The organism is Solwaraspora sp. WMMB762 (assembly GCF_049179115.1).
GTDB lineage: Bacteria > Actinomycetota > Actinomycetes > Mycobacteriales > Micromonosporaceae > Micromonospora_E.
In genome coordinates this window covers 6354994-6376947 of record NZ_JBMHMD010000001.1, presented here as the reverse complement: position 1 = coordinate 6376947, position 21954 = coordinate 6354994, and the positions used below count along the sequence as shown (strand labels likewise).

20 protein-coding genes are annotated in these 21954 nt (G+C 70.3%); 7 read left to right on the top strand and 13 right to left on the bottom strand.

Annotation, left to right across the window (positions count from 1 at the left end):
• Nucleotides 1–6: 6 nt before the first annotated feature.
• From ACN27J_RS28570 to ACN27J_RS28560, 3 genes are all read left to right on the top strand, one after another.
• Nucleotides 7–1206, top strand: a complete 1200-nt coding sequence (locus tag ACN27J_RS28570; RefSeq protein ID WP_421370978.1) for a MalY/PatB family protein — start codon at nucleotides 7–9, stop codon at nucleotides 1204–1206.
• 5 nt (nucleotides 1207–1211) lie between these two features.
• A complete protein-coding gene (locus ACN27J_RS28565; RefSeq protein ID WP_421372555.1) occupies nucleotides 1212–2477 on the top strand; it encodes an MFS transporter in 1266 nt (421 codons plus the stop codon).
• Between the two features lie 188 nt (nucleotides 2478–2665).
• Nucleotides 2666–6172, top strand: a complete 3507-nt coding sequence (locus tag ACN27J_RS28560) for an AAA domain-containing protein (protein ID WP_421370976.1) — start codon at nucleotides 2666–2668, stop codon at nucleotides 6170–6172.
• Nucleotides 6173–6183: 11 nt separating this feature from the next.
• On the opposite strand, the gene ACN27J_RS28555 is transcribed toward ACN27J_RS28560, so the two are convergent.
• The 4 genes from ACN27J_RS28555 to ACN27J_RS28540 all read right to left on the bottom strand — a co-directional run bounded on the left by ACN27J_RS28555 (nucleotide 6184) and on the right by ACN27J_RS28540 (nucleotide 10209).
• Nucleotides 6184–6795 carry a TetR/AcrR family transcriptional regulator gene (locus ACN27J_RS28555; RefSeq protein WP_421370974.1) on the bottom strand — a complete coding sequence of 204 codons (612 nt, stop codon included), beginning with the start codon at nucleotides 6793–6795 and terminating at the stop codon, nucleotides 6184–6186.
• Nucleotides 6796–6838: 43 nt separating this feature from the next.
• Nucleotides 6839–7252, bottom strand: a complete 414-nt coding sequence (locus ACN27J_RS28550; RefSeq protein WP_421370972.1) for an ABC transporter ATP-binding protein — start codon at nucleotides 7250–7252, stop codon at nucleotides 6839–6841.
• Nucleotides 7253–7390: 138 nt separating this feature from the next.
• Entirely contained in the window at nucleotides 7391–8521 is a 1131-nt protein-coding gene (locus tag ACN27J_RS28545; protein ID WP_421370971.1) for an ABC transporter permease, read from the bottom strand.
• A 74-nt stretch (nucleotides 8522–8595) separates the two neighbouring features.
• Complete coding sequence (locus ACN27J_RS28540) at nucleotides 8596–10209, bottom strand: L-lactate permease (RefSeq protein WP_421370970.1); 1614 nt, start codon at nucleotides 10207–10209, stop codon at nucleotides 8596–8598.
• 148 nt (nucleotides 10210–10357) lie between these two features.
• Here ACN27J_RS28540 and ACN27J_RS28535 point away from each other — a divergent pair, with 148 nt between their 5' ends.
• Both ACN27J_RS28535 and ACN27J_RS28530 read left to right on the top strand, forming a co-directional pair.
• Nucleotides 10358–11017 (top strand): DddA-like double-stranded DNA deaminase toxin, encoded by a 660-nt coding sequence (locus tag ACN27J_RS28535; protein ID WP_421370969.1) that lies wholly within the window; start codon nucleotides 10358–10360, stop codon nucleotides 11015–11017.
• Nucleotides 11014–11439, top strand: coding sequence for an Imm1 family immunity protein (locus ACN27J_RS28530; protein ID WP_421370967.1), 426 nt, complete (start codon nucleotides 11014–11016; stop codon nucleotides 11437–11439). The genes ACN27J_RS28535 and ACN27J_RS28530 overlap by 4 nt, the downstream gene beginning before the upstream one ends.
• Nucleotides 11440–11457: 18 nt before the next feature.
• Here the strand turns inward: ACN27J_RS28530 and ACN27J_RS28525 are convergent, their stop codons facing one another.
• The 7 genes from ACN27J_RS28525 to ACN27J_RS28495 all read right to left on the bottom strand — a co-directional run bounded on the left by ACN27J_RS28525 (nucleotide 11458) and on the right by ACN27J_RS28495 (nucleotide 19070).
• Nucleotides 11458–13650 carry an NACHT domain-containing protein gene (locus tag ACN27J_RS28525; protein WP_421370966.1) on the bottom strand — a complete coding sequence of 731 codons (2193 nt, stop codon included), beginning with the start codon at nucleotides 13648–13650 and terminating at the stop codon, nucleotides 11458–11460.
• 94 nt (nucleotides 13651–13744) lie between these two features.
• A complete protein-coding gene (locus ACN27J_RS28520; protein WP_421370964.1) occupies nucleotides 13745–14686 on the bottom strand; it encodes a sigma-70 family RNA polymerase sigma factor in 942 nt (313 codons plus the stop codon).
• 10 nt (nucleotides 14687–14696) lie between these two features.
• Nucleotides 14697–15899: an NAD(P)/FAD-dependent oxidoreductase gene (locus tag ACN27J_RS28515; RefSeq protein WP_421370962.1), complete on the bottom strand. Its 1203-nt coding sequence runs from the start codon at nucleotides 15897–15899 to the stop codon at nucleotides 14697–14699.
• Between the two features lie 114 nt (nucleotides 15900–16013).
• Complete coding sequence (locus ACN27J_RS28510; RefSeq protein ID WP_421370961.1) at nucleotides 16014–16556, bottom strand: class IV adenylate cyclase; 543 nt, start codon at nucleotides 16554–16556, stop codon at nucleotides 16014–16016.
• A gap of 237 nt (nucleotides 16557–16793) precedes the next feature.
• The gene (locus tag ACN27J_RS28505; RefSeq protein WP_421370959.1) at nucleotides 16794–17456 is read right to left on the bottom strand and encodes a DUF433 domain-containing protein; all 663 of its coding nucleotides are present in this window, start codon (nucleotides 17454–17456) and stop codon (nucleotides 16794–16796) included.
• Between the two features lie 59 nt (nucleotides 17457–17515).
• Nucleotides 17516–17992: a PPC domain-containing DNA-binding protein gene (locus ACN27J_RS28500; protein WP_421370957.1), complete on the bottom strand. Its 477-nt coding sequence runs from the start codon at nucleotides 17990–17992 to the stop codon at nucleotides 17516–17518.
• Nucleotides 17985–19070, bottom strand: a complete 1086-nt coding sequence (locus ACN27J_RS28495; protein WP_421370955.1) for an asparaginase — start codon at nucleotides 19068–19070, stop codon at nucleotides 17985–17987. Before ACN27J_RS28495 ends, ACN27J_RS28500 begins: the two co-directional genes overlap by 8 nt.
• Nucleotides 19071–19164: 94 nt before the next feature.
• Here ACN27J_RS28495 and ACN27J_RS28490 point away from each other — a divergent pair, with 94 nt between their 5' ends.
• Nucleotides 19165–19470 carry a helix-turn-helix domain-containing protein gene (locus tag ACN27J_RS28490; RefSeq protein ID WP_278118350.1) on the top strand — a complete coding sequence of 102 codons (306 nt, stop codon included), beginning with the start codon at nucleotides 19165–19167 and terminating at the stop codon, nucleotides 19468–19470.
• Between the two features lie 42 nt (nucleotides 19471–19512).
• On the opposite strand, the gene ACN27J_RS28485 is transcribed toward ACN27J_RS28490, so the two are convergent.
• Together ACN27J_RS28485 and ACN27J_RS28480 are read right to left on the bottom strand one after the other, a co-directional pair.
• Nucleotides 19513–20136: a GNAT family N-acetyltransferase gene (locus ACN27J_RS28485; RefSeq protein WP_421372553.1), complete on the bottom strand. Its 624-nt coding sequence runs from the start codon at nucleotides 20134–20136 to the stop codon at nucleotides 19513–19515.
• Nucleotides 20130–20495, bottom strand: a complete 366-nt coding sequence (locus tag ACN27J_RS28480) for a hypothetical protein (protein ID WP_421370953.1) — start codon at nucleotides 20493–20495, stop codon at nucleotides 20130–20132. Before ACN27J_RS28480 ends, ACN27J_RS28485 begins: the two co-directional genes overlap by 7 nt.
• Nucleotides 20496–20910: 415 nt before the next feature.
• On the opposite strand from ACN27J_RS28480, the gene ACN27J_RS28475 reads away from it, so the two are divergent.
• Complete coding sequence (locus tag ACN27J_RS28475) at nucleotides 20911–21954, top strand: NAD-dependent epimerase/dehydratase family protein (RefSeq protein ID WP_421370951.1); 1044 nt, start codon at nucleotides 20911–20913, stop codon at nucleotides 21952–21954.

Sequence of the window (21954 nt, the reverse complement as noted above, 5' to 3'; positions counted from 1 at the left end):
TAGCAGGTGTGGACAGGTTCCGACGTCGTCACCGTCGACTCGTTGCGCGAGCGCGGTGGGCTCAAATGGGCCACCGCCGGCCCGGAAAGACTGGCGGCGTGTGTAGCCGAAATGGACTTCGGTACGGCACCCGAAGTCGCGGACGCATTGCACGACGCGGTGGACCGCGGTCAGGTCGGTTACCTCACGCCGCAGCTGACGGCGCAGCTGGCCGAGGCATGCGCCGCCTGGCAACACGACAGGTACGGATGGGATCTGTCGCCGGCGGACGTACGGCCGTTGCCGGATGTCATCCGTGCCCTGCACGTCGCCATCGACTGCTTCTCCCGGCCCGGCTCGGCCGTCATCGTGCCGGTGCCCGCGTACCCGCCGTTCCTGGCCGTACCCCGGCTGCTCGGTCGACGCGTCATCCAGGTCGAGATGGTGGAATCCGGCGGCCGCTACGGCTACGACCTGGACGCGCTCGACCATGCCTTCGCGGCGGGCGGAAATCTGCTCGTGCTCTGCAACCCCAACAACCCCCTCGGCGCCGTCATGACGCCCGGCGAGCTGTTGGCCGTCGCGGAGGTCGTCGAACGGCACGGTGGCCGGGTGTTCAGCGACGAGGTCCACGCGCCGCTCGTCTATCCCGGGCACCGGCACGTCCCGTACGCCAGCAGCTGTGACGCCGCCGCCGGGCACACGGTGACGGCCACGTCGACGTCGAAGGCGTGGAACGTGGCGGGCTTGAAGTGCGCCCAGCTGCTGACCAGCAACGACGCCGACCGCAAGCGGTGGGGTGAGCTCGGGCGGCTGCACACCGACGGCACCGCCACCCTGGGTGTGCTGGCCGCCACCGCCGCGTACCGGGCCGGTGGGCCGTGGCTCGACACGGTGCTCGGCCGACTCGACCACAACCGGCATCTGCTGGCCGAACTGCTCGGCGTACACCTGCCGATGGCCCGTTACACCCCGCCCGAAGGCACCTACCTGGGCTGGCTCGACCTGCGCGACTACCCGCCGGCCGCAGATCTCGCCGACCGCGCGCGGGTGAGCGTGATGGACGGTGCCGAGTTCGGCCCGTCGGGCACGGGTTTCCTCAGACTCAACTTCGCCACCACCCCCGCTATTCTCGCCGAGATCGTGCGGCGGCTGGCCGACGCCGCCGCCGTCCCGGCAACAGCGGGTACGGTCCGGTCGATGACATCCCGGAGGTTGGTTCCTTGACGACAGTGGACGTGCCCGAGCGGGCACGGCCAGCCGACGACCTGCTGCGCTCGCACCGCGGCTTCCGGCTGCTGCTCGCCTCCGATGTGGTCAGCCGAACCGGCGGCCACGTCGCACTCGTCGCCCTGCCGCTGCTCGCGGTGCTCGTGCTGGATGCCTCCGCCCAGCAGGTGGGGCTCCTGGTGGCGTCGAGCACGCTCGCCTTTCTCGTCGTCGCGCTGCCGGCCGGGGTCTGGGTGGACCGGCTACGGCAGCGGTCGGTGCTGGTGGCCGCCGATCTGGTCCGCGCGCTGGTGCTGCTGTCGGTGCCGGTGACAGCGGCGTTCGGGGCGCTGAGCCTGGGGCAGCTGTACGCGGTCGCCCTGGTCATCGGGGTCGGCAACGTCTTCTTCGACGTGGCGCAGCAGGGCTACGTCACGTACCTGGTGGGCAAGGACCGCCTGCTGGCCGGCTTCAGCAAGCTGGAGGTGGCCGGCAACGGCAGCCAGCTGGCCGGGCCGCCCCTGGGCGGGGCGCTGGTCCAGATCATCACCGCCTCGGGCGCGCTGGCCTTCAACGCGGTCGCCCACCTGGCCTCCGCCTGGCTGCTCGCCCGGATCCGGCCCCGCGAACCGCAGGTCCACCGGCCCGGTGGGCGGCCACGGCTGGGCCGGGAGCTCACCATCGGGGTGCGATACGTCGCCGGGCAACCGATTCTCCGGCTGGTCGTGCTGCACGGCATGATCGCCCTGCTGTTCGAGTACGCGCTGCTCACCGTCCAGCCGTTGCTGCTGGTGAACACGCTCGGCCTGTCGCCGGCGGCGTACGGCCTGGTGACCGGGGCCGTCGCGGTCGGCGGGGTGGTCGGCAGCGTGTTCGCCAACCGCTTCGTCGCGACGTTCGGCATCGCCCGTACGCTGTGGCTGCCGTTCGCCGTGACGTTCCCGCTGCTGCTGCTCATGCCGCTGGTGGGTCAGGGCTGGCTGGTGGCGCTCTACCCGATCGGCTACGCCGCCTACATCGGCGGCAGCGCCATCCAGAACGTTGCGCAGATCACCTACCGCCAGGCCATCTGCCCGCCGGAACTGCACGGGCGGATGAACTCCGCCATGCGGTTCCTGATGTGGGGCATGATGCCGGTCGGCGGGCTGTTCGGTGGCTTCCTGGTGCAGGTGGTCGGGGAACGGACCGCGCTGTGGGTGTGCGCTGTCGGGATGTTGGCCAGTTTGCTGCCGATGCTCGGCAGACCGGTGCTCCGGCTGCCCCGCGACGCCGGCATCGGCCAGGGCTGATCACGCAGCGGGCGATCGATATCAGTTTGATATAGACAGTGCACTTGGGGTCTCGCGGCGGTACGGGAGACCATGTACGTCGGGATCATTCGTCCCGGAGCACGGGCTGAGCATCGATCGGAGTGACGTTGGGACCGAACGCGCAAACCGCACGTGCGCAGATCGTCCGGTTCTGGCGGACAGTGGAGATGTTCAGCCCGCAAGGTGTCGAAAAGACCGACCCGGATCGGCAGGTGTTTCCGGTCAGCCCTGGGCAGCCACTGCCGTGGGAGGCCGGCCACCAGGTCAGACGACAGAGGCTGGACGACAAGCAAGCCTGGCAACACGTCGTCTACCTGGGCGTCTACCGCCTCGACCAGCTGTTCGAGAAGCTGTCGACCGTCTTCGGGCCGGACCAGGACAGCTATGACGAGCGGCCAGCGGGAGAGAGTGCCCTCGCCGCCTTCGTGGTCGACGAAAAAGGGATGGTCCTGCCCGATTCGGTCGTGCTGTCCAGCTGCGCCTGGGCCACCGGCGAGATACTCCGAACCAAGCGCGCCGACAGCGGCCTGCTGTCCGACTTTGAGAACGCCACGTCCACGTTTCACGAGACAGTGAAGGAAATCACCGGCGAGGACGACTACTCCGAGATCCGCGAGCCGAAGTGGCAGTGGATGCCGTATCTCGTGGATCACCCGCTCCTCGCCTCGTGTCTGGAGGCGGCGGTGGAGGCGGCAGGCATCGACGAGACGCTGTCCTGCGCCGAGATCCGGGTCAAGAGCCAGATCGTGGCCCGCAGCGGCGCACAAACCGCCGGCAGCGAGTTTCTCAACAGCTTCATCGTGAACGATCTCGACCTGGTCGCGGGCAAGACAGCCAAGGGCGGCATCGGCGCCGCGTTGCGCGATTATCTGCGTCCCGAGACCGGCATCGCGACCAGGGACCGGGTGGACGTACGGGACCGGACCGACGCGGTACTGACGGCGACGGCCCCGCAGACCGTACCGGCGGGACGCTGGCCCAGCCAGCCCGGGCACGCGCTCGCGCTCAATCAACAGCTCGCGGTCAACTCCGCCCTGAGCATGACCACCGCCGGCGTACTCGGCGTCAACGGCCCACCTGGCACCGGCAAGACCACGATGCTGCGCGACCTCGTCGCCGCACTCGTCGTCGAGCGGGCCCGCCAGTTGGCGACGTTGTCCGACCCGGGTAAGGCGTTCACCGGCCGGACGCTGCGCTGGCGTACCGGGGAATTCACCCGCGTGGTCAGCCTGTGGCGGCCCAGCCTCACCGGCTTCGAGATGGTTGTCGCCTCGGCCAACAACGGCGCCGTGCAGAACGTCACCGACGAGATCCCCGCCGTCGGTGCCATCGGCGAGTCCTGGCGGGAACAGGCCGCCGCCGTCGACTACTTCACCGATGTCGCCACGGCGCTGCTGGCCGACGAACGGGACGACCAGACGGCGACGCCGGTCGCCGACCGCGCGTGGGCGCTGGTCGCGGCACGGCTGGGCAACAAAAAGAACCGCAGCCGGTTCGTCGACAGGTTCTGGTACCACGACCCCGACAAGCCATCAGCCAAGCCATCAGCCAAGCCGGCTGACAAACGCGCGGGCAGACGCGCGGGCAAACCTGCCGACGGTCACCGCTGGTCGGGGCTGCTGTCAGTGCTCAAGGGGTACGAGCAGACCGGCCCGGACGTCCCCTGGTTGACGGCGGTGGCACAGTTCGAGGCCGTGGAGATGCGGGTAGCGCAGCTCCGTACCGAGCGGTCCGAGGTCTACCGCGACGTCCAGCGCCGGGCACAGCTCGACGAGAAACTCGCCGGCCTGCGGCACGCGGTGAAACAGGCGACGGACGCGGTCGAGACCGCGCGGCTGCGGCACACGGCCGCCGTCTACGACGAACGTGATCGGGCGGCGGAGGCCGACCGGATCGCGCGGGCCCGCCAGGCCGAAGCCGAGCAGGACGCCCGCCGGCGCCTCACGGCTGCCCAGCAGCGCATCGCGCAGGGTCAGCGGCAGGCCGAACGGCTGGTCGAGGGCCGTAAGGCGACCGCAGAGCGCGGCGTCCGGTCATGGGAGGCCGAGCTGAGCCGGCGGTGGCAGACACACGCCGCGCACCAACAGTCGCGGCCGAGCCTGTGGGAGTGGCTACGTACTCTCGGCGAGGCGCACCGGCGCTGGTCGCACTACGACCGTTGGCTCCTCAACGAGGTCCACCGGGCCCAAGGTTCGCTCGACGCCGCCCACGCGGAGCTCGGTGCCGCACAGCAGGAGATCGACGGCGTACATCGGGCGGTGGACAACGCGCGGCGCGAGACGGGCGCGATCCAGCGCAAGCTGGACGCGGGCATCCCCAAGCCGGAGGTCGATCACCCACCGCTGACCGCGGCCCGGCGGGCGGTGGCGTCGGCCGAACGCAAGATTTCGACCACCAACCAGGCCCTCCGCAAGGCCGAGAGCGCGGTACGGGCGGCAGACAGCGAGATGGCCGCGCTGGAAGCCAAACTCGCCCGGGCAGCCGACGCCCTGGGCCGGCACTACCCCGACGCCGGCTGGCACACCGACCGCGCGCGCCGGGAGATGACCGCGCTGTGGACCGACGAGGAGTGGAACACGGCCCGCAGCGAGCTGTTTCTTGCCGCGTTGGCGCTGCACAAGGCGTTCCTTCGGCACAGCGCAGCCCCGCTGCGACGCAACCTGCACGCGGCGATAGACCTGGTCAGCGGTGACGCGCCCGCCGACCTGCCCGCCGACGCGGCGCTGGCGGCCTGGCAGAGCCTGTTCTTCGTGGTGCCGGTGGTCTCCACCCCGTTCGCCTCGTACGCCAGGCTGTTCGGCCACCTCGGCAAGGAGGCGCTCGGTTGGCTGTTGATCGACGAGGCCGGGCAGGCGACACCGCAGAACGCCGTCGGCGCGCTCTGGCGGACCAAACGTGCCGTGGTCGTCGGCGATCCGCTGCAGCTGGAGCCGATCACCACCCTGCCGTTCCGCACCGAACAGACGATCCGGGCCAAGATGAAGGTCGACGAGCAGTGGTCGCCCAGCCGCATCTCGGTGCAGCGCCTCGCCGACCGGCTCACACCGCTGGGCACCTCGCTGCCGGACGCCGACGACGGCGGCCCGACCTGGGTCGGTGTGCCACTGACCGTGCACCGGCGCTGCGATCAACCGATGTTCGACATCGTCAACCAGGTCGCCTACGACGGACTGATGATCGAGGGCACCGGTACGGCGGCCCAGGACAGGTTCCGCGCCGACTACCCGACGTTGCCGCCGTCGAAGTGGATCGACGTCGCGGGCACCACGGCTCGGGGTCACTGGATTCCCGACCAGGGCCGGCAACTCGACCGGATCCTCGGCACCCTCGCCGAGCTGAGCTTCGACATGTCCGAGGTGATGGTGATCGCACCGTTCCGGGATGTTGCCCGCGAGGTTCGCCAGCGGGCCCGGCGCTACCGTGGTCTGGTCGCCGGCACCGTGCACACCGCGCAAGGCAAGCAGGCCGACGTCGTGGTGTTCGTCCTGGGCGGCGCACCTGACCGCCTCGGCGCCCTCCGGTGGGCATCGAAGAAGCCGAACCTGCTCAACGTCGCGGTCAGCCGGGCCAAACGCAGGCTGTACGTCATCGGGGACCGGCAGGCGTGGTCGCAGATGCGTCACTTCAAGGTCCTCGCGGCGAAGCTGCCCCACCAGCGTCCGATCGAACCGTAGCGCTGCCGGTGTCAGTCTTCGTCCGGCAGCGGGTCCAGTCCGAGGTACGGGCCGAGCAGGCGACGCAGCCGGGCCAACGTGACGGTGCGGGCACCTGCCGCCTGCGTGCAGTCGGCCGGGCCGACCGCCTGGGACGCCTGCACGATCAGTGAGCTGACCAGCTCGGCCATCGTCTCCGGCTCCGGTTCGCCGTGGTCCGCCAGCGCCTGCCGCAGCGGCACCTGCAGCCGGGCGTGGAACTCCTCCAGCGGGCCGCGCAGCACCCGGGGCTCCACCACTCGGGTCAGGGCACGCGCCACCGCCTGCTCGGAGCTGGTGAACAGGTCGACGTTCGCTTCCACGTACGCCCACACCCGGGTGGCCGGCGTCGGCGCCGCCGCCACCTTCGTGACGACCTGGCCGGCCCAGTCGGGCAGCACGTCGGCGACGACGGCGGCGAGCAGCTCCTCGGCGGAGGTGAAGTACTGGTAGACGCTGGTGCGGGCCAGCCCGGCGCGCCGCCCGACCGCCGCCATGGACGGTGCCTGCGGCGACTCGGCCAGCAACGCGCGGGCGGCGTCGAGCAGGGCCCGCCGTTGGCGGGCGTGGTGCTCGGCGACGCTCGGCGCCTGGATCCGCGGCATGCGCTCGTTCCTCGTGGCGGGGGGTTCGCGCCGAGTCTACGGCTCAGACGCTGCTCTTCTCCGCTGCGTTGAGGCGGCCGTCAACCATGGTGAGCACCCGGTCGCACTGGTGCAGCACCTCGTGGTCGTGGGTGACCATGACGGTGGCGACGCCGTGGTCGTGGGCTTCGCGGGCCAGCAGCGCGACGACGTCCTGGCTGCGTTGGCGGTCCAGCGCGGCGGTGGGCTCGTCGACCAGGAGCAACTGGGGACGGGTGACCAGGGCTCGCGCGATGCCGACGCGCTGCCGTTCGCCCCCGGAGAGCTGGTGTGGACGCCGGTCGGCCTTGTTCGCCATGCCGACTTCGGCCAGCAGCTGGCGTGGGTCGCGCGGGTCGGCGTACCGGTCGAAGGTCAGCGGTAGCCGCACCTGGTCGAGGCTGGTGAGGGCCGGGATCAGGTTGCCGCTCTGGAACACGAATCCGATCCGCTGGCGACGGATCGCGGTGAGCCGGCGGGGCGGCGGCGACGTCGAGATGGACGTGGTCGAGGGCGGTGACGGTTTCCTCTCCGTCGCCGTGCAGCAGCGTGACGTCGGTCAGCGACAGTACGGCGGTCATCGGTTGCCTCCGAGCGCGGTGAGCGGGTCGACGCGGGTGATCCGCAGGACGGCGACGGCGGCACCGACCACGCCGAGGGTGAGCAGCAGGGCGATGGCGACGGCGATCGGGCCGGCTTCCAGCACGAACGGCATCGGCGTGGACGAGATGGCCGCACCGGCGGCCACCCCGACGGTGGCGCCGGCGGCGGCCGACAGGACGAGCAGCACCACCGACTGCAGCAGACTGTCCCGCAGCAGGTAGCGGGTGCTGGCGCCGAGCGCGCGCAGCACGGCGATCTCCTGCCGGCGTTGCACCGTGAGCACGGTGAAGAAGGCACCGACGACGAGCGCCGAGATCGCGTAGAGGAAGACCTGGATCAGTTGGAGCGTCGAGGTTTCGGCCGTGTAGCCCGGCGAGGCGCCGTACGACTGTTCGCGGGTCATCGACGTGGTGCCCGCTGCCTCATCGCCGGCGGCCAGGGCGACGGCGGCGCCGTCCTGGGCGCGGACGGCGACGGCGGTGATCTCCTGGTAGATACGCTCGGGCGGGGCGTCGCCCGCGCGTACCCCGGCCTTGACTTCCTGCCAGGTCCGCAGCGGTACGTAGCCGACGTCGACGTGGCCGTAGGTGTGCTGCTCGGCGAGGACACCTACCACGGTCAGCGGGGTGCCGGCCGGTTCGACGGTGATGGTGTCACCGACGCCGATCCCCTCCTGGGCCGCCGTGGCGCTGATCACGACCTCCCCTTCGCCGGCGAGGCGGCTGCCGTCGGCGGTGTCCGGGTCGAGGAACGAGCCGAGCTCGACGCCGAACAGCGCCAGGTCGATCTCGACCCCCTGGTCGCTGCGGCCGTTGGCGAGGGTGTTGCCGAACGGTGCCGCCTCGGCCACGCCGGGCTGGCGCGCCCAGGTGTCGACGGCGTCGACGTCGACCACGCTGCGGGAGAACGCCGAGTCCTTGGCCACGCCGTCCTGGAAGGCGAGCGAGGTGACGGGCAGCCGCTGCAGGCCGGAGACGCCGTCGTTGACCAGGCCGACGGACAGGCCGCTCAGCAGCACGGTGAGGACGGCGATGAGCGCCACGACGACACCGATGAGAGCGAACCGGCCACGGGCGAAGGCGAGTTCGCGAAGCGCGAGGAACATGGGTCTACCACGTCCGACAGGTAGTCGACAGCATGTCGGGAAAGATACCGACGCCCTGTCGGGATACCAAATCGCTACGGCACCATCCAGCTCAGCACCGGGGTCGTCTGCAAGCCGACCAACAACGCCATCGCGCAGATCAACAGCACGCTCCAGCCGAACATGCGGCGGAACAGGTCGCCCTCCCGGCCGCTGAGCCCCACCGCGCTCGCCGCGATCGTCAGGTTCTGCAACGAGATCATCTTGCCGATCACGCCGCCGGAGGCGTTGGCGGCGGCGAGCAGCACCGGGTCCAGGCCGGCGCGCTCCGCGGCGGTGACCTGGAGCGCGCCGAACAGCGAATTGGACGACGTGTCCGAGCCGGTGAGCGCCACGCCCAGCCAGCCGAGGACCGGCGAGAGCAGCGCGAACAGGCCGCCGGCACCGGCCATCCAGGTGCCGAGCGTCGCGGTCTGCCCGCTGCCGTTCATCACGAACGCCAGTGCCAGCAGCCCGCAGACGGTGAGGATCGCCCAACGCAGCGACGCCAACGTCTGCCCGTACGCGACGAGCGCGGCGCGCGGGGTGACCCGCAGGATCGCCATCGTGATCAGACCGGCCAGCACCAGCAGGGTGCCGGTCGAGGAGAGCCAGTTGAACCGGAAGACCGGCAACGACGACGGCTCGCCGGACACGTTCAACAGGTGCAGACCGGGCCAGTCGAACAGCACGGTGACCGAGTTGAGCGCGCCCGCGACCGCCGGCACCTGCGACAGGCCGAAGATCGCCACAATCACCAGGTACGGGGCGTACGCCCGCCAGACCTCGACCGGCGCATCCGGCCGCTCCGCGACGTCCTTTGCGGACCCGGAGTCGGCTGCCTGGTCGTCGTCACGCCGAGGCGGCCACACCCGCGCGACCAGGGCCACGACCACGGCGCTGACCAGCCCGGCGACGATGTCGGCCAAAGCCACCGAGAAGAAGTTCGAGGTGAGGAACTGAGCCAGCGCGAACGACGTTCCGCAGGCGAGCGCCACGTACCAGGTTCTGCGCAGCGCTCGGCGACCGCCGACCATTCCGACGAGCAGCAGCGGTATGAGCAGCGCGATCACCGGGACCTGACGCCCGGCCATCGCCCCGAGTTCGTCCGCTGGCAGGTCGGTGACCCCGGCCAGCGTGGTGATCGGCAGGCCGAGCGGCCCGAACGCGGCCGGCACGGTGTTGGCCACCAACGCCACGGTGGCCGCCTTCATCGGGCCGAAGCCCAGCGCCAGCAGCATCACCGTGGTGATCGCGACCGGGGTGCCCTGTCCGGCCAGCCCTTCCAGCACCGATCCGAAGCAGAACGCGATCACCATCGCCTGCACCCGCTGGTCGTCGCTGACCCGGGCGAACGAGCGCCGGAGCACATCGAAGTGTCCACTCGTCACGGTCATCCGGTAGATCCAGATCGCGGTGCCGAACGTCCACACGAGCGGGAACAGCGCGAACGTCGCTCCCTGGCTCGCGGTCAGCAGCGCCTGCCCGGTCGGCATCGAGTACGCCACGATCGACACCAACAGGGCGACGGCGAGCGCACCGAGCGCGGACAACCAGGCCCGTACCCGGAACACGCCGAGCAGCAGGAACAGGGTGACGATCGGCAGTGCGGCGACGAGGGCGCTCAGCGCCAGTGAGTCGGCGAGGGGGTCCAGGATCGGCTGGTACACGCGCACCTCCGGGGAGCAACACGTCGCCCGGCTCGGCGCCGTACGCGAAGTTCGCTCATTTTCCCCAGTCGATCATGCCGAGTCTTCGCAAAAATTGCGCAGTTGCCCGCCGACCGACCTTGATCAAGTCGGGCTACGTGCCGGGAAAATGATCTCGCAACTTCCATCCGGGACCGAGACACCGCAGGAAGCAGCCATCCACACATACTCGCCGCAATCGCAGCGGCCCATCGTGCACAACAGCACCTCGCCGCCGCGCTGGAGCACCTGTCCAGGTCCCGCGAGCACCTCAGCAGCTACGCGGCCAGGATCAACGGATCCCCGATCGAATCCGGAAGCTCTCCGACACCCTCTCCGGCGGGCGCCTGGTGGTCACCTCCGGAAACCCTCCCCCGACATGTCGCGGAGGCAGGATCGACGTTCCTGCCGCGCCCGGAAGGCGCGAACCGTCCCACCTCTGGCATCTACGCGGGCAACCAGGTCGAGTCCGGCGGACGGGACAAAAAGCGTTGCAGCGGACCTGATATCCGATCCGCTGCGGGGCCCGCCCGTCACCTTCTATCAACACGTCGAGTCCAAAGTAGCCGCGATGATGCGGCGCGACGGCACCGCCAAGGCGGATCTCGTACTCGACAACACCGTGTGTGGAAGCAATCAACGCGACCAGGATCATGAATGGTCCTGCGACAAGATCCTGCCGGCCATCATCCCCGCAGGTTCGGAACTGACGATCTACGCGACACGCGACCAGGGAAAAACCTGGTTTAGCCGGACTTACGTGGGCACAGGCGAGAGGATCAGCAAATGACGTTCGTCATGACCGACTACCACGGACATCGGGAGCCGCTGGCCGGCCCGGATGACGCCGGTGAGTGGTTCGACGAGCAGGCGTCATCGATCATGCCGCACGGCGGATGCGGCCAGACAATATGGTTCGGACCGGCGGACGCGCCGCCGGAGCTTCGAATCGACGTGGACGTCGACGTCGGGCGGGCTGCCCTACGCTGGTCGGACGGCTCGTACGGCGTACAGCTCGATCCGACCGTGCCGATCGCCGTGCTGACCTCGCCGGACAGCGGGACCGTCGACGTGCCCGCCTGGCTGGCCCGGGTCGGCGTCGACACCGCGAGTCAGGCCGTTGTCGAGTACGTGTCGACCGGCCAACGACCGACCTGCCTCACCTGGTCGTCGACGCCGCCCGACCAACCAGGGCCGACGGTCGCCGGATGATGAAGCCCGCCTCCCCGACTACGGACCATCGCCGCTGACGGCACCCACGCTCACGTCGGGTCGCTGCGGTTCGGCGGGTTCGCTGTCGCCTCGGGTGAGGCGGTCACGGAGCAGGCCGTGTCGGAACTGGTAGACGCCGCCGGCTTGGCGTAGCACGCCCCGCCGATGGGCGTCGGCAAGGAACGCCATGATCGGCCAGGGCAGGTCGCCTCGAACGCACCACCACAGTCGCGCGTATTGAAGCGCACCCCACGATGTTCGGGTGATGCCGAAGGTGAGCCCGAACGCGGGCCCAAGGACGAACCCCACCACGAGCCCGACCGTAGGTCCTCTGTCAAACCCGAACATGATCCCGACCGTGAGCCCGAACATGATCCCGATCGTGAGTCCGACCATGAGCGCTCGGCGTCGGTCGTTGTGCAGGAGTGCGGGCGGATCGACGGCTGTGACGTCGGCGTCGCCGCTGTCGAACAAGGTGGTGAACTCCCGAACGAGCCCGTACGTGAGCCCGATGGCGAGGGTACCCGCGAGCCCGGCCACGAGACCGACCACCAGTCCGACGGCAAGCCCGACCACGAGCCCGCGCTCCAGCCCGACCGCGAGCCCGACGATGGACCCGATCAGAAGCCCGGCCGCGCGCCCCACCATGAGCCCGAACGCGAGCCCGGATCCGATACGACGGATCAACGACCGGGTCGACCGTCGCCAACGCGTCTGCCGTCGCGACGGTTTCACGGGCCCGAACGTGAGCCAGGTCGCGAACCCGGCAGCGAGCCCGACCACAAGCCCGACCGCGAGAGCCGCGGTGAGACCTGCCGCGAGCCCAGCGGCGAGCCCGGCGGCGAGCCCGTACGTAAGCCCAGCTGCGATTCCGTGCGCGAGTCGTGTGTGGCGGGGGATGGCGTGAACGAACTCCCACCAGGCGAGGTCCTGGGTGTCGCGGCGGCGCATGTGATTGGCGAGGTTGCGAAGGTACCGGTGGGCCTGCGCACGACGCCAGGTGCGACCCGCCGTGCCTGGCTCGGGTGGGTCGGGGTAGACGGCGGGTATGAGCCGGTCGAGAAGATAGGCGTGGACGGTGTCGGTGTCGGGCAGGTCGAGGAGCCTGGCGGGATGGCCATCCGCCCGGTCACCATCGGTGTGGGTGATCCGGGCGAGGTCGACCCACAGCGGTGCGCTGAGCGCGGCGGCCAACCGCCCGCCGTGCTGGGCGGCGTCACGGTCGAAGGTGGTCGCCCAGTCGTCGGGACGGCTGGTGGCCCGCTGCAGGTACGCCCGTACCACGTCGGCGGGGATGGGGGTGAGCTCCACGACCGCGGCGGCGGCCATGGTGGTGCCGGACAGTTCGGCGAGGGTGTCGAGGTACTCGGTGGTACGACTGGTCAACACCAGCGGATGGTCAGGGTCGAACATGTCGCTGATCGCCCGGACGGCGCGGGCCCGACGGGAAGCGGGCATCTCGTCCAAGCCGTCGAGCAGCGGAAACAACCGGCTGACCGGGACCGGAGTCTGGTGGCCGTACTCGTTGGCGAGTTGGGTGGCGATCCACTGTTCGAGGGTCTGCTCGTCAGCGTTCCAGGTCGGCAGGCGCAACAGCACCGGCACCCGACCTTCCGGGGCGCGGGCCCGCAACAGCCGCAGCGCCTCCCGCAACAGCAGCGACGTCTTGCCCGCGCCCGGCTCGCCGAGGATGACGACCCGACCCCGCAGCCGCTCGTCGGTCAGGACCTGATGCAAGCCGTCCGGGTGACGCACATCAACACAACCATCGAGCTCGAGCGGAGTCGGCTCACCGTCGCTACGGACGTTGCTCCAGTGGTCGGCGACTGGCGGACCGATCGTGGTCCACGCCACCGGCAACGGATGCGGATTGGCCAGCCGACGACGACGCAGCTCCGGACGCCACACCTGCTCCACCGCCGCCGCGAGCACGTCCAACCCGGCCGGAGCCGGATGCCCGCCAGAGGCATCGGCAGGGCCACCAGCAGCAGACCGCTGCCCCCGGACCGCCAGGAGAAGCCCAACTAAGCTGGACGTACCCCCGACGACACTGAAGACCTTGTCGAGTCCATCCAACACCACGTTGTCATGCAGCGCCCAGCCCAGCAGGAAGAACACCACACCCAGCAGGAAGAACACCACACCCAGCAGGACAAGCCCCGCACCCCAAACAAAGCGCCGCCCTGGACCACCGGCCCGCACCCCAGCCACCACCACACCGTACGCGTCGCGGCCGGGACAGGTCTGCCGTGGACGTTGGCCGCAGCATCACCACCGTCCAGATGGCGCTTGGCTGCTCCCCCGGTCACCACGACTCGATGACGGGGTCATCGTGCTCGCGCTGGCGCCACCGCTCGGTGAGCCGGCCGAGCCGGCTCTGGGCGGCGATGCCGCAGACGGCTGCGATCCGGTCGTCGCGGACCTGCAGCACCACCACCCCCACCGGCCGATCAGCGACGGCGGCGACGATGGCGGGCGAGCCGTTGACCAGGGCGGCGTACATCGAAGGGGACCCGCCGACCAGTCTCCGCTTCGCTGGCGTCGGTTTGAACGCGGCCCGCAGGGCGGCGACGATCCGCTGAGGATCGGCGTGCCGCAGCAGTTTGTGGCCCGAACCGACACCGGCACCGTCGGAGATCGCGGTCACGTCGTCGGTGAGCAGCGCCACCAGCCGTTCGGTCCGGCCGGAGGATGCGGCGGCGACGAACGCCTCGACGACCCGGCGGGCGGCGGCGTGGTCGACCTGCCGGCCGACCCGCTCGGCGCCGATCCGCCGCCGGGCCCGATGGGCGTGCTGCTGGCTCGCGGCCTCGGTGATGTCGAGAATCTCGGCGATCTCGGCATGCCGGTAGGCGAACGCCTCACGCAGGACATAGACGGCCCGCTCGGCCGGGGTGAGGCGTTCCATCAGGATCAGCACCGCCAGAGTCACCGATTCGCGCTGCTCGACGGAGTCCGCCGGGCCCAACATCGGGTCGCCGTCGAGCAGCGGTTCGGGCAGCCAGTCGCCGGCCGCGCGTTCGCGACGCGCCATCGCCGACCGGAGCCGGTCCAGGGCCAGGTTGGTGACCACCTTGGTCAGCCACGCCTCGGGGACCTCGATGCGCTCCCGGTCGGCGGCGTGCCAGCGCAGGAACGCGTCCTGCACCACGTCCTCGGCGTCGGTTGCCGAGCCGAGCAGCCGGTACGCCAGCGCGGCCAACCGGTCCCGGTTGGCCGCGAAACGCTGCACCCTGGCGGCGTCCATCGCCGCCACGCTAGTCGACCACCGCTGGGTGGTGGGCGTGGTGGTGCGCGGGCGTCGCCCGGCGTCGGCGAGCCGGCAGTCCGTAGGTCGGGTTGCTGATGCCCCAGGTGGCGCCGGTGAGCACGAACCCCTTGACGAGCGCGGCCGGCCGACCGCGCAGCGACCACGACCTCGACCGGGCGTCGTCGTCGACCGCCTGCAGGATCGCGTCCTGGCCGCCGAGGCTGATGCAGTTGCCGGGGTAGCCCAGGGATTTCTTCGAGATCAGGTGGCCGGTGAGGTCACCGACGATCGCGGCCGTCGCCTGCATCCTGGTGAAGCCCGCGGAGGCGCAGGACATCGGCAGTGGCCGACCGTTGTCGCCGATGACGTAGGCACTGTCACCGGCGGCGTAGACCTCCGGATGTGAAACGGAGCGCATCATCCGGTCGACGGTGATCCGGCCGTCGTCCTCGACGGCGAGCCCGCTGGCGGCGGCGATCGGGTGTGCGGCGAAACCGGCCGCCCACACCGTCACGTCAGCGGGCAGGACGGTGCCGTCAGCGGCAACCGCCCCGGCCCGCTCGACGCGTTCGACGGTGGTGTGCTGGTGGACGGCGATGCCGAACCGGTCGAAGGCGCGCCGCAGGTGCCGGCGGGCCTTCGCACCCAGCCAGCCGCCCAGCTCGCCGGCGGTGGCGAGGACCACCTTGAGCCCTGGCCGGGACTCGGCGATCTCGGTGGCCACCTCGATGCCGGTCAGGTTGCCGCCGACGACCAGCACCGTCCCGGTCCCGCCCAGCTCGTCCAGCTCGTCCAGGCGTTGGCGCAGGCGCTCGGCCGCCGCCTGGTCGGCGACGTGGAAGGCGTGCTCCGCCACCCCCGCGACGCCCCGGTCGCCGATGGTGCTGCCGAGCGTGTAGAGCAGCGTGTCGTACTCGATCCGGTCGGTGGCCCCGCCGTCGGTCACGGTGACGGTCCGCCGCCCGGCGTCGACGGCGGTGACGTACGCCTGCCACAGCCTGACGCCGGTGCCCTGGAACATCTTCGCCAGGCTGAACCGGCGCAGGTCCCGGCCGGCGGCGAGTTGGTGCAGACGCATCCGCTCGACGAAGTCGGCTTCGGCGTTGACGACGGTGATCTCGAAGTCATCGGGGTGGAGACGGCGTGCCAGGACGCCGGCTGCTGAGGCGCCGGCGTATCCGGCCCCCAGAACGAGAATGCGGTGCCGCATGGTTCTGCTCCCGTCTGTTCGCGTACTCCTTGAACGGGACAGCCCACGGATTCCTGACAGGTTCGACCGTGGCCCGGGTCACCGGGGCCGGTGCGAAAACGGCGGGGACGACGGTCAGGCGGCGGCGAGGGCCGCACGGACCAGCGAGTCGTACGTCTCGTCGGTGCGGGACGCCGCGACGCCGAGTGCGGCGACGAACGCCGCCAGCTCGGCCTGCACCGCCGCGCCGGGCACGTCGTCACCGACGATGCGTTCCAGTTCGAGGAAGGTGCCGAGGCCGGCGACGTCATCGACGCACAGCACGCCGTCGGGCAATTCGGCGGTACGGCGTACTTTCGCGATTCGCACGGTGGCGCGGAAACCCATCGCCAGGATCGCGGCGTGCATCTGCTCGCGGTCGGCCACCGTCGTCTCGTACTCGTCGCAGGCCAGCGCGTTATCGGCGGGGCGTTTCAGGGTGAAGGTGTGCCGGCCGTCGACGGTCCGCAGCCGTACGAAGGGGACGCCGAGTTTGCTGTCGCCGTACGACCAGCTTTGCGGGGCGTACGCCTGGTCGTCCTGCACGACCGGCGGACCCGGCTCGATGCCGCAGGCATTGAGCGCGACGAGCAACGCTTCCCGATCCTGGACGCGATACTTGACCTCGACCTCACGCACCACGCCTCCACCTGCCGTCACCGCACTGACTGCGCAGCGTCGCACAAGCGTCACCGGATCGACAACGCGGCGCGCCAGCAGTGGTCCACTCGGGAGCCGGCGTTTCCCTCGTCCGTCATCGAGGTGAGGCTGAGGCACGCTACGATTTTGAGGTATCTCAGCCTCACCTCGATGACACGCTACATGTGGATGAACCGGCGCAACGAGCGCCCGTGCATGTTCTCGTCGATGTAGAACTCAGGCGGCGACGCCCAAGAGGATGCGAGCGGAGGTACGGACGTCGCTGATGGCGAGGCCGAACTCGTCCGCGACCGCATCAGCGCTCTCACCTGCCTTGATCATGCCTGCGACGTCCGCCACTCTCGTCCCGGTGCCGGCGAAGATCGGCTGGCCGAAGGACCTGCGCACGTCGACCTCGACCTTCGACGGGAGCCAGGCGGACAGTTGCAGCCGTTCCGGGAAGCCGTCGCCATCGAAGGCGATGTACTGCATGTGATCGGCGACGATCTCCCGGATCACGTGCTGGTTGGTGCCGCCGACGATGAGCCCGTGGTCGGCCAGGCTCTTGTTGAAGTCCCACAGGACGTCGACTCCATCGGTGGCCAGCTCGGGCGCGACGAGAACGTACTCACGGCCGAACTCCTGCTGCAGGGCTTCGAGCGCGGGACGGATCCGTTGCGGGCGCACACCGGCAGTGCGCAGCGACTCCAGCACGTGCGCCTCGGCCAGGGCGATGAAGGTGACCGGAAGCGGACTGGATGCTGAGTCTGCGATGTGCAGCAGCGGCCCGCCCAGGCGGTAGCCCTTCGCCCAGCGGTGGAATGTCTGCCGCGGCACCCGCAGGTGCCGTCCGGCCTCAGCAAAGTCGAGGATTCCCTCGGTGAACCGGATGTCGCTCATCCCGCACCCGGCATGTCCCGCTCGGTCGCCGACGTGACCTGTGACGTCCACCCGTCGCATCAGTTCCCGTGCCCTGCCGGCCCGAAGTGCAGCTGCGGTACGTCGTACAGGTCGGGGTTCGGTAGCCGGTGCATGGTCGGTGCGGTGACTTCGATGATGAGCATTTCGGTGAGGAACTGGACGGTGGCGTCGAGGAGGTGACTGGTGTGGGCGGTGGCGCTGTGTTCCTTGAGTCCGACGGTGAGGTGGATGTGGGGTGCGATGGTCCCGGTGGTGTCGTCCCAGGCGATGGTGCCGCCGCCGAGGGCTTCGATGTTGATGAGGTCGACGTGTGACCAGACGGGGGCGTCGGGGTTGTCGAGGCGTTGGCAGGTGCCGACGAGTTTCGCCTGGCTGAGGCCGGCGATGAACATCGGGATGTAGCCCTGTCGGAGGTTGTGGGTGCGGCAGGCGTCGGTGAGGGCGGTGAAGAAGTCGTCGCCGTGGTCGAGGACGACGCCGATCATGCGGCCGGGGGTCAGGTCGTGGCTACGCATCCGTACGGCTCGTTCCCGACCGGTCGTCGCTGCTGGTGGTGGTCCAGGGCCAGGCGGCGGGTTCGGTGAGTCCACCGGCTGTAGTGACCGCAGCCGTGATGTCGTGTGGTTTCGTGTCGGCGGCGAGGAGCGCGCGGAGCAGGATACGGGCCTTGTACGGGTGGAGCCAGCCGGCGGGAATGAGCCCGCGACCGATGAGGTCCTGCTCGGAGCCGGGGAAGCCGTAGGTGCGGGTGAGAGTCGGCCCGGCGGGGGTGCGGGAGGCGAGGACGACGGGGATTCGTCCGGCAAGGGTGGTGAGGGTGTCGACGAGGGGTTCGGGGACGTGGCCGACGCCGAATCCGGCGACGACGAGGCCGTCGCAGCGCCATCCGATGGCGTCGAGGAGCGTGGGGTCGTCGTCGAGGGTGACGGTGTGCAGGGCGACGGTCGCGGTGTCTGCCCGCTGCGGGGCGGGGATGGTCAGCCGGTGGGGCACCCGGTTCAGCATCCGTACGGTGCCTTCGAGGACGTAGCCGAGTGGGCCGGTGTCCAGGGAGCGGAAGGTAGCGCCGCTGGTGGAGTGGGTCTTGGTCACCCAACGTGCGGCGTGGATCTCGTCGGCGAAGGCGACGAGGCAGCCCTGGTCCCGCGCCGCCGGGGAGGCGGCGGTGTGGATGGCGGCGAGGATGTTCGCGGGGCCGTCGGCGCCAGCGAGGGTGGGGTTACGCATCGCGCCGGTGACGACGACCGGTTCGGGGCGGTGGTGCAGCAGATCGAGCAGGTAGGCCGTTTCCTCGATGGTGTCGGTCCCCTGGGTGACGACCACACCGGCCGCGCCGTCGGCCAAGGCTTCCGTCGCGGCGATGTGCAGATCGGTAAGGTCGGCGACGGTGAGGCTCGCCCCGGGGCGGCGGCGGAAGTCGACGACGTCGACCGCGATTGGCGCGTCGGCGAGTCCGGGTACGGCGTCGACGAGCTGCTGTGCGGTCAGGGCAGGGCTGACCGCGCCGCCGCCGGTGCCGCTGGTCATGGCGATGGTGCCGCCGAGGCCGAACACCACCACCCGTGGCGTGGGCGTTGCCGGAGTTGAGGACACCAGGTTCCTTCCGTACGGACGGGAGTTGTTCGTGGTGGTGTCGGGAGCAGCACCAGCCGGCGACACATTCCTACGGTCGGGAGAGGATGAGGCCATGAAGGGATACCACACCAGGTGGACTGTTCCGGACGAGCACCGGGCAAGCCCTGAGTACGTCGAGGCCGGTGCCCGCATCGCCCTCGGGCAGGCCGTCTACGACCGCCGGGTCGCGCTCGGCCTGAGCCAGGCCGAGCTCGCCGCTCGGGCTGGCACCACGCAGACCGTGATCTCGCGGCTCGAAGGTGGCGCGGTCACGCCGACGCTCCCGCTACTGCATCGCCTGGCCGGAGCGCTGGAGGGCGAGCTGGACATCAAGATCACCGGCACCAGCACCCGCGCGGAGTTCCCGCTCGCCTCGTGACCCGCTGGCCTGCGACAACGTGGCCGCAGGCCAGCGTCCGACTCAGCCGACACGTAGGGCGGCGGCCATCGGTGGTTGGTCGGGTGGTGCGCCGCCCCGGCGCATCGCCCACAGCGGCGGGCCGCCGGCCGGCAGGTGGGCCACCCGGACGATCCGGTAGCCGTTGCGCAGGTAGAAGGACTGGGACCGTGGGCTGCTCGCCTCGACCACGGCCGGCATGCCGATCCGGTCCAGCCGGGCATGATGCGCGGCGAGCAGTGTCGCCCCGATGCCCTTGCGTCTCAGCCAGGGTGCCGCCGCGAGGAACGCCAGATGATGGTGCCGACCGGTCGCCTCCATGCGACCAGCGGTGAAGGTGTAGTGCGCGTACGGTCCGTGCCGGTCGCCGCAGGCCCGCAACCGCCGACGCTGATGCTCCGCGCCGAGGAGCCGGTCGAACGGATGCGGGTACCAGATCGCCACCCCGTCGCAGTGGCCGACGACATCGACGATCCCGTGCCGCACACCGAACTCCAGCTCGGCGGTGAAGAACTGGTGCATCGTCAGATAGCGCAGCGCATGGTCACTGATCAGCCAGGACACCACCGGGTCCAGCACACACGACTGCGCCAACAACTCGGCCAGGGGTTCGACGTCGGCGGCCGTGGCGGCCCGTACGGTCAGCATGGCCGCCACGTCCACACCAGGAACCGGTCGAACAACTCGGCCGCCGTCACGTCGGGCAGGTCGAACGCCGCCTCGGTCATCCGCTCCACCGCGTACGTCGCCAACGCGACCGGCCCGAACACCCCCGCCAACTCGACCCGGGCCACCAGACACGGCCACGATTCGCCGCAGCCGGCACACGACCACGACGGCCGCACCGCCACATGACCACCACGGCCGCCGCTGTCGGCCGCCGGGTCCGCACCTGCAACGTCGCGGTACGCAGAACCGCCGACCCCGCCGACCCCAGGTTGCCCCTCATGGCGGACGACCAGCACCCCACCACCAGCGGCGGCCAGCTCCCGCAACTGTGCCCTCACCGCGACCACCGCCCACGGTTCACCCGGGCCGCGTCCACCGCAGCCCGACCCACAGCACCCGCCGGAGCAGCACCCGCCGCACCGGGCAGGCCGGCCGGCCCGGTCGGGCTGAACCGCATCGAATGCCGAGGCGCACACTCCGGGCACCGCAACGACGCCCCACACCTCGGACACCACCGCTGCTTCAACCGAAACGTGAAGAAGCCGAGCATGAATCCGGCAGCTATGCCCACCATGGTGAACGCCAGCAGTCTTCCCACAGTCGTCTCCCACAAGATCGAACGGACACGAATCACGTGCCCACCGAGCGAACTCGCCCGATCTCGTTGTCGGCTACGGATTGCGCCGACGGCAGCAATCGACTGACAGTCCGGGCACATCAGCCGTCGACCCATCGGTGCGCCATGATGAGGAAATGCGGCTGCTGATCCTGGGCGGGACCTGGTTCCTCGGACGCCATCTGGCCGAGCGGGCACTTGCCGCCGGCTGGGCGGTCACCACCTTCAACCGGGGCACGTCAGCGGCCGACGTGCCAGGGGTCTCCGCTGTCCACGGCGACCGGGAGAACCCCGACGACCTCCACCGGCTGGCCGACCACGGCCCGTGGGACGCCGTGATCGACACCATTGGCTACGTCCCGAACCAGGTCCAAGCCGCTGCGTCGGCACTGGCCCCGGTAGTCGGGCACTACGTCTACCTGTCCACTGTCAACGTCTACACCGGCTGGCCCGACCAACCACTCGACGAGGACTCCCCTGTCTTCGACTGCCCACCGGACGCCGGAGCCGACTTCGGTACCGACCTCGGATACGCCGGCCAGTACGGCGCGCTCAAAGCCGGCTGCGAACAGGCGGTGACAGCGGCAATCGGCACAGACAAGACGACGATCCTGCGTCCCGGGGTGATCCTCGGCCGCTACGAGTACGTCGGCCGGCTCACCTGGTGGCTCGCCCGCGCCGCCCGCAGCGGTCAGCTACTCGTGCCCGCCCCGGCGAACCGGCCGATTCAGCCGATCGACGTCCGCGATGTCGCCGACTTCGCCCTCCGCTGCGCCCGCCACGGCACGTCGGGCACCTTCAACATCACCGCCCCGCCAGGGCACGCCACCTTCGCGGACCTGGTCACCGGCTGCATCACGGCAACCGGATCGGACGCAGAGACGGTCTGGGCCGACCCCGACTGGCTGACCGCGCACGGCGTCGAGCAGTGGACCGGCCTGCCGCTGTGGCGTACCCATGCCGGAGTGTGGGCCGTCGACAGCTCATGGGCACACGCCGCCGGACTGCGCTGCGCACCTCTCGCGGCGACCATCGACGACACCTGGGCGTGGCTGACCGACGGCGGCAGCTGGATCGTCGGCGAGGGCGAAGCGGCCCGCGCCGCCGACCACGGACTGCCGCAAGACCGCGAGCGCGAACTGCTGACCGAGTGGCAGCGCAGTTCAAACGCCATCGCATGA

Excerpts from the sequence above, each read along its gene's own strand:
- ACN27J_RS28560 (WP_421370976.1), top strand. The coding sequence starts at position 2,666 with ATGTTCAGCCCGCAAGGTGTCGAAAAGACCGACCCGGATCGGCAGGTG.
- ACN27J_RS28555 (WP_421370974.1), bottom strand. The coding sequence starts at position 6,795 with ATGCCGCGGATCCAGGCGCCGAGCGTCGCCGAGCACCACGCCCGCCAA.
- ACN27J_RS28545 (WP_421370971.1), bottom strand. The coding sequence starts at position 8,521 with ATGTTCCTCGCGCTTCGCGAACTCGCCTTCGCCCGTGGCCGGTTCGCT.
- ACN27J_RS28535 (WP_421370969.1), top strand. The coding sequence starts at position 10,358 with ATGATCTCGCAACTTCCATCCGGGACCGAGACACCGCAGGAAGCAGCC.
- ACN27J_RS28530 (WP_421370967.1), top strand. The coding sequence starts at position 11,014 with ATGACGTTCGTCATGACCGACTACCACGGACATCGGGAGCCGCTGGCC.
- ACN27J_RS28520 (WP_421370964.1), bottom strand. The coding sequence starts at position 14,686 with ATGGACGCCGCCAGGGTGCAGCGTTTCGCGGCCAACCGGGACCGGTTG.
- ACN27J_RS28515 (WP_421370962.1), bottom strand. The coding sequence starts at position 15,899 with ATGCGGCACCGCATTCTCGTTCTGGGGGCCGGATACGCCGGCGCCTCA.
- ACN27J_RS28505 (WP_421370959.1), bottom strand. The coding sequence starts at position 17,456 with ATGAGCGACATCCGGTTCACCGAGGGAATCCTCGACTTTGCTGAGGCC.
- ACN27J_RS28500 (WP_421370957.1), bottom strand. The coding sequence starts at position 17,992 with ATGCGTAGCCACGACCTGACCCCCGGCCGCATGATCGGCGTCGTCCTC.
- ACN27J_RS28490 (WP_278118350.1), top strand. The coding sequence starts at position 19,165 with ATGAAGGGATACCACACCAGGTGGACTGTTCCGGACGAGCACCGGGCA.
- ACN27J_RS28485 (WP_421372553.1), bottom strand. The coding sequence starts at position 20,136 with ATGCTGACCGTACGGGCCGCCACGGCCGCCGACGTCGAACCCCTGGCC.
- ACN27J_RS28475 (WP_421370951.1), top strand. The coding sequence starts at position 20,911 with ATGCGGCTGCTGATCCTGGGCGGGACCTGGTTCCTCGGACGCCATCTG.